Here is a 15,895-nt window from a genome sequence, read left to right as displayed (position 1 = left end):
GCCATGGACGCGACATTCTGGGCTCTGATCGCCCTCATCATCTTCCTCGCCATTCTCGCCTATCTGAAGGTGCCGGCGATGCTGAACGGCGCGCTCGACAAGCGGGCCGAGCGCATCAAGAACGAGCTCGACGAGGCACGTGCCCTGCGCGAGGAGGCTCAGCAGCTTCTGGCCGAGTATCAGCGCAAGCGCAAGGAAGCCGAGCAGGAGGCGGAGGAAATGGTCGCCGCCGCCAAGCGCGAGGCGAAGATCATCGTCGCCGAGGCGAAGACGAAGACGGAAGAGTACGTCGCCCGTCGCACCGCGCTGGCCGAGCAGAAGATCGCCCAGGCCGAGCAGGACGCCGTGAACGAGGTGCGCGCGCGCGCCGTCGATGTGGCGGTCGCCGCGGCCAGCAGCATCCTGGCCGAGAAGGTGGACGGCAAGGTGAGCGGGGCGCTGTTCGACAATTCGCTGGAGGAAGTGAAGTCGAAGCTGAACTGAGAGGCTTCGCGTTCTCCGGGATCACCGAATGCCGCCGGTCTCCGGCGGCATTTTTGTTTGTTGATGGGGGAAGTGTCGGTGCGCGGCCGCCCGGCCCCTCTCAAGCCCGCGCTTCATAGGGAATATCCAGCAGCCCGCACAGCTCCTGCAGACACTCCTCGAAGACCGGCTCCAAGTCGCTGTAGGCGAAGCTTATCTGGTTGAGCACCTCCATGCATAGAAGGCCGTAGAGCCGCATCCAGCAGGACAGGAAGATGTAGGCCGCCTCGGGCGGCAGGCTCCCGCCGATTTTCTCCGAATAGGCGCGAAGCTGGCTGGCGATCGAGGGGTCCATGTCTTCGAGGCTGGGGATGGGAAAGCGGCGCGTCTGCCAGATCTCCACCACCTGTTCCAGGAACACCAGGCCGAAGGCCTGGCCCGACCCGCTTGCCGACGGATCGCACCGCCGCTCTTCCAGCGGGGGCGCGGGGCTGGCGAAAAGCCAGCGAAACTCGGCCGGATGCGCAACCGCCCAGCCGCGCAGGGCGCGGCAGATGGCCAAGAGCCGGCAGCCGGCCGTGCCGGCGCGGCTTTCGCCGGCGTTGCGCATCTTGGCGATCAATTCGCGATAGAAATCCGCCCTGAGCGCCTCGATCAGTTCGGCCTGGCTGGCGTAGTAGCGGTAAAGTGCCGGACCGCTCATCCCCATCTTGCGGGCGACGGCGTTGACGGTGACTGCGGTGCTCCCCTTGGTGACGAGCAGCGTGCGCGCGGTTGTCCGGATTTCCACCAGCGTGGCCTCACGGAGCTTTTCCCTCCGGCTCATCGTCTGCTTTGCGGTGACGGCTTGTCTGGTCATCGGGTGTGTTGACACGAAATTGCTAATAACGTTAGTTAGAGTATCTAACATTAGTGAGTGGCGCAAGTGAGGCGCCTGAAGCCGCTCATGTCGCGGCTGCGGGGCTGGGCGGAGCGGGAAGCGGAGGAAGTCGCATGCTGGTCCTTATCCTCGGTCTTCTGCTGTTCCTGGGAACGCACTCGCTTATCATGGTCGCTCCGCATCTGCGGGAGAACGTCGTGGCAGCCAGCGGCAAGGGCGCCTGGATGTTGCCCTACGCCATCGCCTCGATCATCGGCCTGGTGCTGATCGTCTGGGGCTACGGGCTGGCGCGGCAGGATCCGACCGTTCTCTACGCGCCGCCTCTAGCGCTGCGGCACGCAACGCTGCTCTTGATGCTGCCGGTCTTTCCGCTCCTCATTGCGGCTTACGCTCCAGGGCATATCAAGGCCGCCATCGGCCATCCCATGCTCATCGCCACCATCCTCTGGGGGGCGGCGCATCTTCTCGCCAACGGCACGCTGGCGGACCTGTTCCTTTTCGGAGGCGTTGCCCTTTGGGCGGTTGCCGACTGGGCTTCGGTGACGCGGCGACCGCAGGGGGCCGCATCTTCCAAGGCAGCTTCATTGAGGAACGACGTGATCGCGGTGGTCGGCGGATTGCTCGTCTACGTCGTCTTCGTCGGCGGGCTGCATCGCGTGCTCTTCGGCGTATCGCCTCTTTGAGAAGGTTCAGACCTCGAACGGTTTGAAGGGCGAGAAGCTCATGCGGTGAAGGCGCGCGATGGGGCCATGCTCGGCGATTGCCGAGCGGTGGCGCATCGTGGCATAGCCGACGTGGCTGTCGAAGCCATAGTGCGGCACCAGCGCGCCCGTACGCACCATCATGCGGTCGCGGACCACCTTGGCGACGATGGATGCAGCGGCGATGGACTGCGAGCGCTGATCGCCCTTGACGATGGCGCGGCAGGGGCAGGTAAGGCCCGGCGGCACGTCGCGCCCGTCGGCAAGCGCATAGGCCGGGCTTATGCACAGGCCGTCCAGCGCCCGGCGCATGGCCTCCAGGCTCGCCTTGAGAATGTTCGATCCGTCGATGGAGTTGGCGCAGAGCGAGGCGACGGAAACGGAAAGCGCTGCCTCGAAAATGTCGAGGAACAGGCCCTCGCGGGCTTCCGATGAAAGCCGCTTCGAATCATCGAGACCGTTCGGAATGCGCTCGGGGTCGAGCACCACCGCCGCCGCCACCACGGGACCGGCCAGCGGCCCGCGTCCGGCCTCGTCGAGGCCCGCCACAGGCGCGTGGCCATCGCGCATGATGCCATTTTCCAGCACGAAGTCGGGGCGCACCGGCAGGTCGAAGAGAAGCGGAGAATCGGAATGCGAAGGAGCCATTGTCGGCGATGCTCGCATCGCTTCCGATTCTCCGCAAGCCTTTCCCGGTCAGGGGGCGGAGAAAACCGGGAAGGCGCCGTCGGGCCGGGGGACGGGCTCGCGACGGGAAGACATGGAAAGCATAAACGCTAAGGCCTATCCGAAGCCAAACTCAAAGAAGCACGAGTTGTTCCCCCTGGCCGTTGAGCGGTTTGAACAGATCCGTGCGCAGCTTGCGACGCTGGACGTTGAGGCCGATGCGCTTAGCCGCGATCTCGAAGCGGCGGCCGATCTGCCAGGCATAGGGCCCGCTTCCCTTCATGCGCTTGCCCCACTCGGCATCATAGTCCTTGCCGCCGCGCATGGAACGGATAAGCGACATGACGTGGCGGTAGCGGTCCGGATAGTGGCGCAGCAGCCAGTCCTTGAAGATCGGGCTCACTTCCAGCGGCAGGCGCAGGATGATGTAGCCGGCCTCGCGCGCGCCTGCCGCATAGGCCGATTCCAGGATACGCTCCATCTCGCTGTCGTTCATGCCGGGGATCACCGGGCCGATCATCACCGAGACGGGAATACCGGCATCGCTCAAACTGCGCAGCGCCTCCAGCCGGCGCGGCGGCGTGGCCGCCCTCGGCTCCATGGTGCGCGCAAGCTTGCGGTCGAGCGTGGTCACCGACAGGGCCACCTTGGCAAGTCCCCGTTCGGCCATGCGCGACAGGATGTCGATGTCGCGCGTGACCAGCGCCGATTTCGTGACGATGCCTACGGGGTGCCCGTGTGCCTCCAGCACCTCGAGGATCTCGCGCATGATGCGCCACTTCTTCTCGACCGGCTGGTAGGGATCGGTGTTGGTGCCGATGGCGATGGTGCGCGGCTCGTAGCCGGGCTTGGAAAGCTCCCTTTCCAGAAGCCGCGCCGCATCCGGCTTGGCGAACAGCCGCGATTCGAAATCGAGACCGGGCGACATCCCCATATAGCTGTGCGTCGGCCGCGCAAAGCAGTAGACGCAGCCGTGCTCGCAGCCGCGATAGGGATTGATGGAGCGGTCGAAGGAGATATCGGGCGAGGTGTTGCGCGTGATGATGGTGCGCGGCTTCTCCACCTGCACTTCTGTCTTGAAGGGCGGCAGATCCTCCAGCGTCTCCCACCCGTCGTCGAAGACGTGCCGCGTGAGCGGCTCGAAGCGGCCCGTCGGGTTGATGCCGGCGGCGCGCCCGCGGCGGCGATCCTCGCCGACGCGCAGGCCCGCTTCCTCGATCATCGCATTGGCCATCGCCGCGCCACCACCCTTAGAGGCGGCAAGATCTGCCCGCGCAATCTGGTCCATGGCTCTGCACCTCCGCGAATCGTCGATCAGTGTCGATGAATCTATTCCTATTTTAGGAATGAGAACAAAGCAAGAACTTTTTGCGGGGGTTGTGGATAGGTATAACGGCTCGGGTGGAGGCGGCGGCTTTTATCCGCCACCGCGCTGCAGGTGCTCGTCGAGGCGCGGCATGATCTCGACGAAGTTGCAGGGCATGTGCCGGTAGTCGAACTGGTCCTTAAGGATGTGGTCCCAGGCGTCGCGGCAGGCGCCGGGCGAGCCGGGCAGCACGAAGACGAAGGTCTGGTCGACAAGGCCTGCCGTGGCGCGTGACTGGATGGTGGAGGTGCCGATCTTGTCGAAGGAGATGCGGTGGAAGAGCTGCGAGAAGCCGTCCATGCGCTTGTCGAACAGCGGCTCCAGCGCCTCCGGCGTCACGTCGCGGCCGGTGAAGCCCGTGCCCCCGGTGGTGATTACGGCGTCGATCTCGCTGTCGACGCACCAGGCGCTGACGATGTCGCTGATACGCTTTATTTCGTCGGGGGCGATGGCGCGGTCGATGAGGTGATGGCCCGCGGCCTCAATGCGCTCGGCGAGCGTGTCGCCGGATTTGTCGTCGTCGAGCGTGCGGCTGTCGGAGACCGTGAGCACGGCGAAGCGCACCGGGATGAAGCTGCGGTCAGCCATTGTGGGTTGCCTCCGCGGAAGGCGTGGTTATCGTCGCCTGAACGAACCACTCAGGACGGCGGCCGGCAATAACCTTTTCGGCCGCCTGTGCTTGTCCCTCCGTCTTAAAGATACCAAAGCAGGTAGCGCCCGAGCCGGACATACGGGCAATCAGCGCGCCTTCCGACAGGAGTTCCTTCAGCGCAACGCCGGTCTCCGGCACAAGCTCCAGCGCCGGCGCCTCCAGATCGTTGCGCACCGAGCCGAGCCAGTGCACGACGTCGGACACGTCATCGCCGCCCTGAAAGGGCGGGAGAGGGGCGTTGTCGCGGCTTTCGAGCGCGGCGAAGACATGCGGCGTGGCGAGCATCTGCCCGGGATTGACGAGGAGGAGCGGCAGTGCCGGCAGGCGGACCGGCTCCAGCGCCTCGCCGATGCCGCGCGCCAGAAGCGGCCGGGACGCCAGGCACATGGGCACGTCGGCACCGAGCGCCAGGGCGATCTTTGCGAGATCGCGCTGTCCGGCGGCGATGCGCCAGTGGCGGGAAAGCAGATGAAGCGCGGCGGCCGCATCACTCGATCCGCCGCCGATGCCCGAGGCGACCGGCAGGTTCTTCTCCAGCGTCAGCGCCACGGGCTTCTCCGCCCCGAAATGCCGGCGCAGCAGATCGCGGGCGCGCAGCACGAGGTTCTCCGCGTCGCGCGGCACCTGCGCACCGTAGGGGCCTGCAAGGGAGAAGGTGTCGCGTTCCGCCGGCGAGGCGCGCACCCGGTCGCCGTGGCGGGTGAAGACGACAAGGCTTTCCAGGAGGTGATAGCCGTCGGCGCGGCGCCCGGTGACATGGAGCGCCAGATTGACCTTCGCCGGTGCGGCGCGCTCCAGACTTGTCGGCATGAAGGTCGTCTCAGTCTTTCGCCAGCCGGTATTCGCCCGTCTCCGGGTCTTTGACGAGCGTGCCCATGCTACCTGTTGCTGCTTCCCTGCGGGCGCGTTCGGCCCGCTGGGTCACCCGCTCGGCCTCGCGCACAAAGGCCCTGTAGCCGTAGTAGGCCACGAAGGCGATGAGGGAGAAGAAGATCAGTTGCGGCATCTGTGTTGCCTCCCTGGCGGTCATTCCATGATAGGCCTGTTTGCCGAAAGGTGCAAAGGAAGGGCTGCAGCACCGGCCTGAAAAATCGGGATCGGATGCGCGGCGCTCTACAGTCCGTAGCGGCGCCACAGCGCCTGTTCTTCGGCCGCCTGCAGAAGCCCGTCGGTGGCCGCGGCGGCGATGTCGACCCCTTGCGTCGCCGCGCTGAAAAGCGTCAGCCGGCGCCCGAACAGGCCGCGCGGCTGGCTCACCAGCTTGAGCCGGGTCTTGTTGCCGTAACGGCTCTTCAGATAGGAGCGCATGTCGCCCAGCACATCCACGAGGCCGAGCGCGCGGCCCCGCTCGCCGCTCCAGAACAGGCCGGTGAAAATGTCGTCGTCATCGGCGAGCCTGGCCCCGCGCCGCTCCTTCACCAGCGCAATGAAGGCTTGGTGCAGCTCTTCCTGGATAGCCTTGAGATGCTCTACATCCTGCTTCTTCTCCGGCTGGAAGGGGTCGAGGATGGCCTTGTTGCGGCCAGACGTGTGCAGGCGCCGCTCGACACCGATCTTACTGATCATCTCCTGGAAACCGAAGCCGGACGACACGACGCCGATGGAGCCGACGATGGAAGAGGGGTCGGCAATGATTTCATCGCCGGCGAGCGCGATCATGTAGCCGCCGGAAGCCGCCACGTCCTCGACGAAGACGAACACCTTCCGCTTCTTCTCCTCCGCCAGATCGCGGATGCGCTTGTAGATGAGGCGTGATTGCACCGGCGAGCCGCCGGGAGAGTTGAGCGCGATCGCTACCGCCGGCGCCGAATAGGAAAATGCCTTCTCGATGAGACCGGCGGTGGAAGCGAGCGAAAGGTGCTGGCGCAACGGGCTGCCGCTGGCCATGATGGTGCCTTGCAGCCTGACAACGGGGATGGTGACGATGTCGGAACGGAGCGATTTCGGCAGAAGGCGCGACAGCAACTGTTTCAATGGCGGGGTCTCCAGTGCCTCGGGTCGGTTGTCATGTAGGCATTTGCCGGCGCCGCGCAATGGCGCCCGGCTGAATGAACGTCAATCGCCAAAAAGGGTTGCCCGGCCGTTGATCACCATCTCGGCGCGTTGCGTGAAGCCATGGCTCTCTCCATGCAGCACGAGCGGCGGCTGAAGGCGCAGGCCTCCTCGCGCGCCCTTGCGTGCCCTGACGACAATACGGATCGCCTCCACCTGCGGGCGCGGGTGGATGGGCAGGACCTCCGGGCTGCCGAAGCGGCCAGCAAGCGCGGAGAGGATTTCGACGATCGAGCCAGGGCGGGCGATGATCGCCAGCCCGGCGCCGGGCTTCGCGATGGCAGCCGCCGTCCTCAGCCAGCGCTCGAACAGACCATCCTCCATCACATGCGCCTGCCGCTTGAGCGTATCCGGCGTCGCCCTGTCGCGCGCCGCGTTGAAGGGCGGGTTCATGACGACGAAGTCGAAGGATCGGTCGGCAAGCCCTGCGCCCTGCCGCTCCCGGCCGGAGAGCTCCACATCCGCTTCGACGACGGTAATCCGGGACGCCAGTGCGTCGTTCTCCGGCAGGGCGAGGCTTTCGCGTGCGCAGGCCGTCATCTCCGCTGCACGCTCCACCAGGACGACGTGCGCCCCTGCGCAGCGCGCGGCGACGGCAAAGCCCGCCGCGCCGGCCCCGGCGCCCATATCGGCCAGGAGCCCGCTGAAGCCTTCCGGCGCCGCACCGGCGAGCAGCATGGCGTCGAGGCCGGCACGGTGGCCCTTGCCCGCAGGCTGAACGAGATGGAATCGGCCGCGGTGGAAGGCGTCGGTGGTGAAGGCCATCGCTTCGCGCATCGGCTCAGCCGGCGTCGCCGCCATCCATCACGCCGGCATCGGCCAAAAGTCGCCGCGCCGCTTCCACCTCTTCCGTATCGACGAGCACGCGGCGAGGCAGCACCCCGAGCGAGCCTTCCATGATGCTCATGTTCTGGTCGGCGACCAGGTAGTCGATGCCGGCATCGCGCAGCAGGCTCTCGACGAAGGAGATAGTGACGGCGTCGTTGGTGCGGATAAGCTCGATCATGGGCAGCGACGTTGGCAGGTCGACCGGCGCTTGTAAATGCCGAGCGGTTGTCCTAACCCGCCTGACGCGCCAATTCGCCGCTTGCGGCAAGGGCGATTGCGGCCATACAGTCCGCACCGGGCGTCTGCCCGGAAACCAGTGGAATGGAGGATCTCCCGGTGGGCGTCGTAGTGAATCTCGAAGGCGGCAAGCGCGGTGCGGCTTCGATCGAGGGTCTGATCGACCTGACCAAGGACGATATGGGGCGCGTCAACGAGCTCATCCTCTCCAAGGCCGGCTCGGACGTGGAACTGATCCCCGAGCTTGCCCGCCACTTGATCTCCTCCGGGGGAAAACGCCTCCGCCCCATGGTGACGCTGGCCGCGGCACAGATGTTCGGCTATGCGGGCGAAGGCCACGTGAAGCTCGCTACCAGCGTGGAGTTCATGCACACGGCCACGCTTCTGCACGACGACGTGGTGGACGAGAGCGACATGCGGCGCGGCCGCAAGACCGCGCGCATGATCTGGGGTAATCAGGCGAGTGTTCTGGTCGGCGACTTCCTGCTTGGCCAGGCCTTCCGCATGATGGTCGATGTCGGCTCTCTGGACGCGCTCGATATTCTTTCCGCCGCTGCCTCCGTCATCGCCGAAGGCGAAGTCATGCAGCTTGGCGTGGCCAAGAACCTGGAGACGACGGAAGACGAGTATCTGGCAGTCATCAAGGCCAAGACCGCCGCGCTCTTTTCCGCCGCGGCCGAGGTTGGTCCGGTGATCGCCGAGGCCTCGCGCAACGACCGCGCCGCACTCCGCTCCTTCGGTGCCAATCTGGGCCTCGCCTTCCAGCTCGTCGACGATGCGCTGGACTACGGCGGCAACAGCAGCGATCTCGGCAAGAACATCGGCGACGATTTCCGCGAGGGCAAGGTGACCTTGCCGGTGATCCTGAGCTACCGCCGCGGCTCCGAGGAGGAGCGCTACTTCTGGAAACGCACCATCGAGAAGAACGAGTGCGAAGGTGCCGCGCTCGACAAGGCCATCGGGCTGATGAACAAGCATGGCGCAATCGGCGACACGATCGGCCGCGCCCGCCATTTCGGCGAGATCGCCCGCGACGCGCTGGCGCCCCTGAAGTCCACGCCGCAGAAGGCGGCGCTCTTCGACGTCATCGATTTCTGCATCAGCCGGGTGACGTGATCGGCGACCGGCCGGAAATTTGCCATTACACGTTGAAGCCTCATCGCAAAAAGGCCATGCTCTTGCCATAGGGGACAGCCTTCCAGCGCTGCCGGGCGCTGCAGCGGGTACGGCCGGACAGAAGGGATAAAATGCGGCGGATGAAAACAGGTTTGAAAGCGACCGCGGCACTGGTGGCGTTCATGGCGTTCTCACTCGATGCGGGATTCGCCAAAGAGACCGTGAAGCCGGTCGAGACCGTGCCCACGCATTCCTTCTCCGGCGCCTATCTTGCCGGCAGGGCGGCGGAAGCCGACGATGACCTGGAAAGCGCTGCCACCTATTACGAACGCGCGCTCTCCTACGATCCTGACAACGTAGCTCTGCAACAGAACCTGCTCCTGGCGCTCGTCTGGCAGGGCCGGCTGGACGAGGCGCTGCCCCACGCCGAGAGACTGAAGTCCGAGCCGGAGGTGGAGCGCTTCTCGCGGCTGACGCTTGCCGTGGACGCTCTTCGCAAGGACGATTTCGCCGCCGCCGAGCGTTGGCTGGAGATCGTCGTGGAGTCCGACCTCGACCGGCTGATCACCGGCATCATGACCGCCTGGGCCATTGCGGGGCAGGGCGACCTGGACGGCGCGCTCGACTATCTGGATGGTCTCGAGGGGCCGAGTTGGTACGGTTTGTTCAAGGACTACCACCGTGCACTGATGTTGAGCCAGGGCGGCAGTGAAACGCAAGCCACGGAGGCCTTCGAGGGGCTGTTCGGCGGGATCGCGCCCCGCTCCGTGGCGCCCGAGACGCTTGGCCGCCTGGGCGAGGCCTATGCCGCCCATCTGTCGCAACTTGGCGAGACGGAGAAAGCGATAGAGGTGCTCGACCAGGCGGAGGAGCTGGGCGGCGCCGTCGCTTCCATTCCCGTGCTGCGAGAGCGGCTGACGGCCGGCGAAACGCTCGTCCCGCCGGTGGTCGCACCCGCTGGAGGAGCCTCGGAAATCCTGCTCAACATCGCCACCGAGCTTGCCAGCGGCGGCGGCGATGCCTTTGTCCGGCTCTACCTTCGTTTCGCGGAGGCGCTGCGGCCCGGCAACGACGCCATCCTCCTGCAGCTCGCGCAAGTGGCCGAAAGGCAGCAGGAAGCCGAGCGCGCCATCGCCTTCTATGAGCAAATCGACGAAAGCTCGCCATGGGCGCGCATCGCCGAGTTCCAGATCGGTCTGAACCTCGCCGACCTCGATCGCAACGACGAGGCGGTCGACCATCTGAAGAGGGTTTTGGACGCCGATCCGTCCGACATGCGCGCCTATCTCGCCCTCGGCGGGGTCTATGCCGCACAGAAGGACTACCGCTCAGCAGCCGACCTCTACGACCGTGCCGTGGCCCAGGTCGAGGAACCGGAGCGCCAGCATTGGAACATCTTCTACCAGCGCGGCATCGCCTATGAGCGGCTGAAGGAATGGGAGAAGGCCGAGCCGAACTTCAAGACGGCGCTGGAGCTCTACCCCGACCATCCTCAGGTCATGAACTATCTCGGCTATTCCTGGGTCGATATGAACATGCACCTGGAGGAGGCGATGGACCTCATCCGCCGCGCCGTGGAGTTGCGCCCGAGCGACGGCTACATCGTCGATTCGCTCGGCTGGGCGCATTACCGGCTGCGCGAGTATGATAAGGCGGTCGAGCAGTTGGAGCGTGCCGTCTCCCTGCGCCCGGACGACGCAGTGCTCAACGACCATCTGGGCGACGCCTATTGGCGTGTCGGCCGCCAGTTGGAGGCGCGCTATCAATGGTCGCATGCACTCAGCCTCGATCCCGAGCCCGAGCTTCTGGCCGAGGTCGAGAAGAAGATGTCCGAAGGCCTGCCGCCCGAGGAGGGCAAGAAGCTCGCAGACGCCGCCGGCACGGCACGCAACGCGATGAACGACGGCAGTGCTGGGAAAGCCGGCGGGCCGGCGGATGCGGCTGCGACGCGGACCTACACGGTGAAGCCGGGACAGACGCTGTGGTCCATCGCCGTGGAAGAACTGGGCGACGGGAACCGCTACCACGACATCCTCGAACTGAACCCGTTCCTGCGAGGCAATCCGGATCGCGTCGGCACGGGGCAGGAGCTGAAACTGCCGGCAGGAGAGTAGCGGCTTCGACAAAGCTCAGGGCAAAAGGGGGGCGCGAAGGGGCGAAGGCATCTCCATTTGGAAGTTCGGCCGAAAAGCGGACAATCGATCGCTAAATAGGCACTCGCTACCCCGCTTGACGCCTCCACCCCCGCGCAATAGGACGAAACGCCCGCAATCGCCGGAGACGCCCGTGTGAACGCCGAACCCCTGCCGCACATGCATCCCGCCCGCTCTTTCCAGGGCCTTATCCTGACGCTCCACAACTACTGGGCGGAGCGCGGCTGCGTTATCCTGCAGCCCTATGACATGGAGGTGGGCGCCGGCACGCTGCATCCGGCCACCACGCTGCGCGCCTTGGGGCCGCGGCCGTGGAACGCCGCCTATGTGCAGCCCTCGCGTCGGCCGAAGGACGGCCGCTACGGCGAAAACCCCAACCGGCTGCAGCACTATTACCAGTATCAGGTGATCCTGAAGCCCAACCCCTCCAATCTCCAGGAGCTCTATCTAGGCTCGCTGGCGGCCATCGGTCTCGACCCGCTCACTCACGACATCCGCTTCGTGGAGGACGACTGGGAGAACCCGACGACGGGTTCCTGGGGGCTCGGCTGGGAATGCTGGTGCGACGGCATGGAGGTCTCGCAGTTCACCTATTTCCAGCAGGTGTGTGGTATCGAATGCGCGCCGGTCTCGGGCGAGCTTACCTACGGGCTGGAGCGGCTCGCCATGTATGTGCAGGGCGTCGACAACGTCTACGACCTCAACTTCAACGGGCTGGATGGTCCGGACAAGGTGACGTATGGCGAGGTCTTCCTGCAGGCGGAACAGGAATATTCGCGGCACAATTTCGAATATGCAGACACCGCCATGCTCTTCCGCCATTTCGAGGATGCGGAGAAGGAATGCCGGGCGCTGCTGGCGGCGGGCGCGCCGTCCTCCACCGACAATTCCGCGCTGCACAGGATGGTCTTCCCAGCCTACGACCAGTGCATCAAGGCCTCCCACGTCTTCAATCTCATGGACGCGCGCGGCGTCATCTCCGTGACCGAGCGGCAGAGCTACATCCTGCGCGTGCGCGACCTGGCGAAGGCCTGCGGCGAGGCGTTTTTGAAGACGCAAGCGGGCGGATTGGCGGAAGCTGCCTGAGGGTCAGGCGGCGAAGGCGGCGCCGTCGTCGGCGGCCATCGCTTCGACCGGCAGCATGAGCTGCGTGGAGGCACCGGTTGCCGCGATCGTCTGGATCGCGCGGCGCACACCGGCCATTTTGAGTTCGCCGCTCGACGAGGCCTGCACGGCGAGGCAGGCGCTGAGTGCGAAGACCTGAATGAGCGTCGAAGCGGCTTTCATCGTCCCTGTCCTTCTCCCGAACTTTCCGGCCTCTTTTCCTCCTGGCCGTCCGGAAAGTTCATCCTTCCCCCATTGTGCGGATTGCGGCTGAACCGGGCGTGGCAGCGCCGTTCAGATGCCGTTCACCGCGCAAGACTCCCCTGTCTGAAGCGACCGCCGCTTCAGCGCGCCTTGCAGGTTCATGGGAGATTTCGTCCCGAGGACGGGTATGTATTCACCGGTCCGACATGACGGGTGATTTTTTTTGACGTCTGGTGCGGGATGAGATTAGGGGCCGGTCGTCCCAACCGCTGTCATCCCGGCCGAACGAAGTGAGGGCCGGGACCCATTCCGTGACGTTGGCGTTCCGGAACGGGTCCCGGACAACCTCCGCTGTCGCTCCGGCTTCCGGGATGACGGCGGTTGGGACGACCGGCCCCCAATCTCATCACGTCCTGGACGCAGCCGTATGCGTTGTCACGTATCGGATTGCGATCCAAAAAGGTGACAGGGCGGAGAGGAGTTGCTATTGCCGCGCCGGACCCTCACGAAAGAATTGACCGATGCCCGACCTGCTTCTTGAACTTCGCTCGGAAGAAATCCCCGCCCGCATGCAGCGCAAGGCGGCGGGCGACCTTAAGAAGCTGGTCACCGACGGTCTGGTGGAAGCAGGGCTGACCTATGAGGGTTGCCAGGAATACTGGACGCCGCGCCGGCTGACGCTCGACGTGCGCGGCGTCACCGTCCGCTCCAGGGATGTGCGCGAGGAGCGCAAGGGGCCGCGTGTCGATGCGCCGGAAAAGGCGGTTCAAGGCTTTCTGCGGGCGGCCGGTCTTTCCTCCGTCGGTGAGGCCAAGGTGCAGACGGACCCGAAGAAGGGCGATTTCTACGTCGCCGTGATCGAGAAGAAGGGGAGGGCCGCCGAAGAGATTGTCGCCGAGATGATGCCCGGCATCATCCGCGACTTCCCGTGGCCGAAATCCATGCGCTGGGGGGCGGCCTCGAAGAATCCCGGATCGCTTCGCTGGGTGCGCCCCTTGCAGTCTATCCTGTGCACCTTCGGCCCGGAGACGGAGGAGCCGGTGGTGGTCGACTTCGCGGTCGACGGCATCCGCTCTAGCAACGTCACCTACGGCCACCGCTTCCACGCGCCCGAGGCGATCACCGTGCGCCGTTTCGACGACTATGTGGCGAGCCTTGAGAAGGCCAAGGTCGTGCTCGACCCCGAACGCCGCAAGCGCATGATCCTGGACGACGCCAGGAACCTGGCCTTTGCCAACGGGCTGGAACTGGTGGAGGACGAGGGGCTTCTGGAAGAGGTTTCCGGCCTTGTCGAATGGCCGGTGGTGCTGATGGGCGAGTTCGAGGAGGACTATCTGGCGATCCCGCCCGAGGTCGTCCGCCTGACGATCCGCGCCAACCAGAAGTGCTTCGTCACCCGGCCCCCTTCGGCGGGCTCAGGACGGGAGGCGGGGACGCTCTCCAACCGCTTCGTCATCACCGCCAATATCGAGGCCAGGGACGGCGGCAGGGAGATCGCCTACGGCAACGGCAAGGTGGTCCGCGCCCGGCTCTCCGACGCGTTCTATTTCTGGAAGACGGACCAGGCCGACCTGCCGGACCTCGCCACCTTGAACGAGTCGGCGGAAAAATTCGGCCTTAACCTCGACAAACCGCTCGACCAGCGCATGGCGCGGCTCGACCACCTGAACGTCACCTTCCACGCCAAGCTGGGCACTCAAGGTGAGCGCGTGGAGCGTATCCGGCGGCTGGCGCGCGAACTGGCGCCCATCGTCGGTGCCGACCCGGATTTGGCCGAGCGCGCGGCGGTGCTCGCCAAAGCGGACCTCACGACGGAGGTGGTGGGGGAATTTCCAGAGCTGCAAGGGGCGATGGGGCGAAAATACGCCGAACTGCAAGGGGAACATGCTTCCGTGGCCGCGGCGCTGGAGGAGCACTACAAGCCGCTGGGGCCGAGCGACGTGGTGCCGACGGACCCGGTGTCGGTGGCAGTCGCCTTGGCCGACAAGCTCGACATGCTGGTGGGCTTCTGGGCGATCGATGAGAAGCCGACGGGGAGCAAGGATCCGTACGCGCTGAGGAGGGCGGCGCTGGGGGTGATCCGGATTGTGGTGGAGAATGAGGTGGGTCTAAACATCCTCCAGTTCTCAAAATGGATCATCGCTAGTCCGACAGCCCGTACGGTAATTGGCAAGGCGGTGAGGAAGGTGGATGGTCAGGACGTTCTTGATACCTACGCCTATGACCTCCTCTCTTTCTTCCACGACCGCTTGAAGGTCTACCTCCGTGACCAGGGCGCCCGTTACGATCTCATCGACGCGGTGCTAGCAAGCGGGCGCCCGATCTCCCCCCTTGTGGGGGAGATGTCGGCGCAGCCGGCAAAGGGGGGCGCTGTCCCGCCGGCATCTCCGCCAGCCAAGGGGGAAGGGGAGCGCTCCACGTTGCCCCCCTCTGCACTGCCGGGCATCTCCCCCACAAGGGGGGAGATCGGACCTTCATCGAATGACGACCTCCTCCTCATCGTCCGCCGCGTCCAGGCCCTGTCGGAACTGCTCGAAACCGAGGATGGCAAGAACCTGCTCGCCGGCACCAACCGTGCCGCCAGCATCGTTGACATCGAGGAGAAGAAGGGCACGCGGATTGCCGGGGCCGTCGACCCTGCGCTGCTGAAAGAAGGGGCAGAGATTCGACTTTTCGAGGCTGTGAATCAAGCTGAGAAGAAAGCCGGCGAAGCGATTCAAAAGCAAGACTTTTCCGCCGCCATGAAGGCGCTGGCTGGCCTTCGCGGACCGATTGACTCGTTTTTTGAAGATATTCTCGTAAATGTCGAGAATGATTCACTTCGTGCCAATCGCCTAGCGCTTCTGTCCCGCATCCGCGAGGCGACGGTTCAGGTGGCCGACTTTTCGAAGATCGCCGGTTAAATTCAGGTAAAGACGATCACCGCCAGCGCCACGGCGATGTAAGACAAGAGGCCGGAGATCGGCCCCAGCCGTTGGAGGAAGGCCGGAGGCGGGCTGCCAGGCGCGGTGCGCGCCATGGCGATACGCGCGGCGATGAGGATGGCGAGGATGGCTGCCGCGGCGAGGAGCTTCAGCGCGAAGGCGGTGCCGAGCCAAGCGCCGCTGTAGTCGACCAGCCACATCCACAGGCCCGTCACCCAGAGGAGCAGGACGCCTGTCAGGGCAGCAAGCGCGAAGTTCTTCCTGAGCGCAAGGAGCGCGGGCGGCGGCGGTCCCTCCGCGCGCTTCGCCTGGATGCCGACCATCATACTTCCCAGGCCGCCGCCGGCGCCCAGCATGAGGCCGAACAGGTGCAGTATCTTCATGAATGTGAGCATCGCCCGCCCTCTCAACCAATCGAACGGGTGGACGTTGCGCCGGAGGGGCAGGGCAGTCAAGCCGGCTTATTCGGGTCTCCTGACAACCGGCGACGGGGGCGCGGCCGGCGCTGGTGCGGCGGCCGCGGGCGCGCTCGCCTGGCGCGGCGCGGCGG

At 65.4% G+C, this 15,895-nt stretch carries 18 protein-coding genes; 6 read left to right on the top strand and 12 right to left on the bottom strand.

What is annotated here, in order from left to right; genetic code table 11:
- The first annotated feature begins 3 nt into the window (after positions 1–3).
- Positions 4–483: a F0F1 ATP synthase subunit B gene (locus GM910_RS09720; RefSeq protein ID WP_159587325.1), complete on the top strand. Its 480-nt coding sequence runs from the start codon at positions 4–6 to the stop codon at positions 481–483.
- Positions 484–583: 100 nt separating this feature from the next.
- On the opposite strand, the gene GM910_RS09715 is transcribed toward GM910_RS09720, so the two are convergent.
- A complete protein-coding gene (locus tag GM910_RS09715; protein WP_159587324.1) occupies positions 584–1,321 on the bottom strand; it encodes a TetR/AcrR family transcriptional regulator in 738 nt (245 codons plus the stop codon).
- 134 nt (positions 1,322–1,455) lie between these two features.
- Between GM910_RS09715 and GM910_RS09710 the strand changes: the two genes are divergently transcribed.
- Complete coding sequence (locus tag GM910_RS09710; RefSeq protein WP_159587323.1) at positions 1,456–2,025, top strand: NnrU family protein; 570 nt, start codon at positions 1,456–1,458, stop codon at positions 2,023–2,025.
- 6 nt (positions 2,026–2,031) lie between these two features.
- On the opposite strand, the gene GM910_RS09705 is transcribed toward GM910_RS09710, so the two are convergent.
- The 8 genes from GM910_RS09705 to GM910_RS09670 form a co-directional block, all read right to left on the bottom strand.
- Positions 2,032–2,691, bottom strand: a complete 660-nt coding sequence (locus GM910_RS09705; protein WP_159587322.1) for a ribonuclease HII — start codon at positions 2,689–2,691, stop codon at positions 2,032–2,034.
- 151 nt (positions 2,692–2,842) lie between these two features.
- The gene (locus tag GM910_RS09700) at positions 2,843–3,997 is read right to left on the bottom strand and encodes a PA0069 family radical SAM protein (RefSeq protein WP_159587321.1); all 1,155 of its coding nucleotides are present in this window, start codon (positions 3,995–3,997) and stop codon (positions 2,843–2,845) included.
- 129 nt (positions 3,998–4,126) lie between these two features.
- The gene (gene moaB, locus GM910_RS09695; protein WP_159587320.1) at positions 4,127–4,663 is read right to left on the bottom strand and encodes a molybdenum cofactor biosynthesis protein B; all 537 of its coding nucleotides are present in this window, start codon (positions 4,661–4,663) and stop codon (positions 4,127–4,129) included.
- Complete coding sequence (locus GM910_RS09690) at positions 4,656–5,537, bottom strand: 4-(cytidine 5'-diphospho)-2-C-methyl-D-erythritol kinase (RefSeq protein ID WP_159587319.1); 882 nt, start codon at positions 5,535–5,537, stop codon at positions 4,656–4,658. Before GM910_RS09690 ends, moaB begins: the two co-directional genes overlap by 8 nt.
- 10 nt (positions 5,538–5,547) lie before the next feature.
- Positions 5,548–5,733, bottom strand: a complete 186-nt coding sequence (locus GM910_RS09685) for a hypothetical protein (RefSeq protein WP_159587318.1) — start codon at positions 5,731–5,733, stop codon at positions 5,548–5,550.
- A gap of 107 nt (positions 5,734–5,840) precedes the next feature.
- A complete protein-coding gene (locus tag GM910_RS09680) occupies positions 5,841–6,701 on the bottom strand; it encodes a S49 family peptidase (RefSeq protein ID WP_159587317.1) in 861 nt (286 codons plus the stop codon).
- An 81-nt stretch (positions 6,702–6,782) separates the two neighbouring features.
- The gene (locus GM910_RS09675) at positions 6,783–7,580 is read right to left on the bottom strand and encodes a tRNA1(Val) (adenine(37)-N6)-methyltransferase (RefSeq protein WP_159587316.1); all 798 of its coding nucleotides are present in this window, start codon (positions 7,578–7,580) and stop codon (positions 6,783–6,785) included.
- Entirely contained in the window at positions 7,561–7,785 is a 225-nt protein-coding gene (locus GM910_RS09670) for a putative signal transducing protein (protein WP_159587315.1), read from the bottom strand. The genes GM910_RS09675 and GM910_RS09670 overlap by 20 nt, the downstream gene beginning before the upstream one ends.
- Positions 7,786–7,943: 158 nt before the next feature.
- Here GM910_RS09670 and GM910_RS09665 point away from each other — a divergent pair, with 158 nt between their 5' ends.
- Positions 7,944–8,960, top strand: coding sequence for a polyprenyl synthetase family protein (locus GM910_RS09665; protein WP_159587489.1), 1,017 nt, complete (start codon positions 7,944–7,946; stop codon positions 8,958–8,960).
- Positions 8,961–9,000: 40 nt separating this feature from the next.
- On the opposite strand, the gene GM910_RS26920 is transcribed toward GM910_RS09665, so the two are convergent.
- Positions 9,001–9,144, bottom strand: coding sequence for a hypothetical protein (locus tag GM910_RS26920; RefSeq protein ID WP_201285470.1), 144 nt, complete (start codon positions 9,142–9,144; stop codon positions 9,001–9,003).
- Here GM910_RS26920 and GM910_RS09660 point away from each other — a divergent pair.
- A complete protein-coding gene (locus GM910_RS09660; RefSeq protein ID WP_246225944.1) occupies positions 9,143–11,074 on the top strand; it encodes a tetratricopeptide repeat protein in 1,932 nt (643 codons plus the stop codon). The genes GM910_RS26920 and GM910_RS09660 overlap by 2 nt on opposite strands.
- Before the next feature lie 174 nt (positions 11,075–11,248).
- Complete coding sequence (locus GM910_RS09655) at positions 11,249–12,199, top strand: glycine--tRNA ligase subunit alpha (RefSeq protein WP_201285455.1); 951 nt, start codon at positions 11,249–11,251, stop codon at positions 12,197–12,199.
- 3 nt (positions 12,200–12,202) lie between these two features.
- Here the strand turns inward: GM910_RS09655 and GM910_RS09650 are convergent, their stop codons facing one another.
- Positions 12,203–12,400: a hypothetical protein gene (locus GM910_RS09650; protein WP_159587313.1), complete on the bottom strand. Its 198-nt coding sequence runs from the start codon at positions 12,398–12,400 to the stop codon at positions 12,203–12,205.
- A gap of 542 nt (positions 12,401–12,942) precedes the next feature.
- Between GM910_RS09650 and glyS the strand changes: the two genes are divergently transcribed.
- Positions 12,943–15,324 (top strand): glycine--tRNA ligase subunit beta, encoded by a 2,382-nt coding sequence (gene glyS, locus GM910_RS09645; RefSeq protein ID WP_159587312.1) that lies wholly within the window; start codon positions 12,943–12,945, stop codon positions 15,322–15,324.
- 2 nt (positions 15,325–15,326) lie between these two features.
- On the opposite strand, the gene GM910_RS09640 is transcribed toward glyS, so the two are convergent.
- Positions 15,327–15,728 carry a hypothetical protein gene (locus tag GM910_RS09640; protein ID WP_246225942.1) on the bottom strand — a complete coding sequence of 134 codons (402 nt, stop codon included), beginning with the start codon at positions 15,726–15,728 and terminating at the stop codon, positions 15,327–15,329.
- Positions 15,729–15,895 lie beyond the last annotated feature (167 nt).

It is taken from the genome of Chelativorans xinjiangensis (assembly GCF_009812055.1).
Lineage (GTDB): Bacteria > Pseudomonadota > Alphaproteobacteria > Rhizobiales > Rhizobiaceae > Chelativorans > Chelativorans xinjiangense.
Note: the sequence above shows the minus strand (reverse complement) of the source record. Positions and strands in the feature narration are given on the sequence as shown.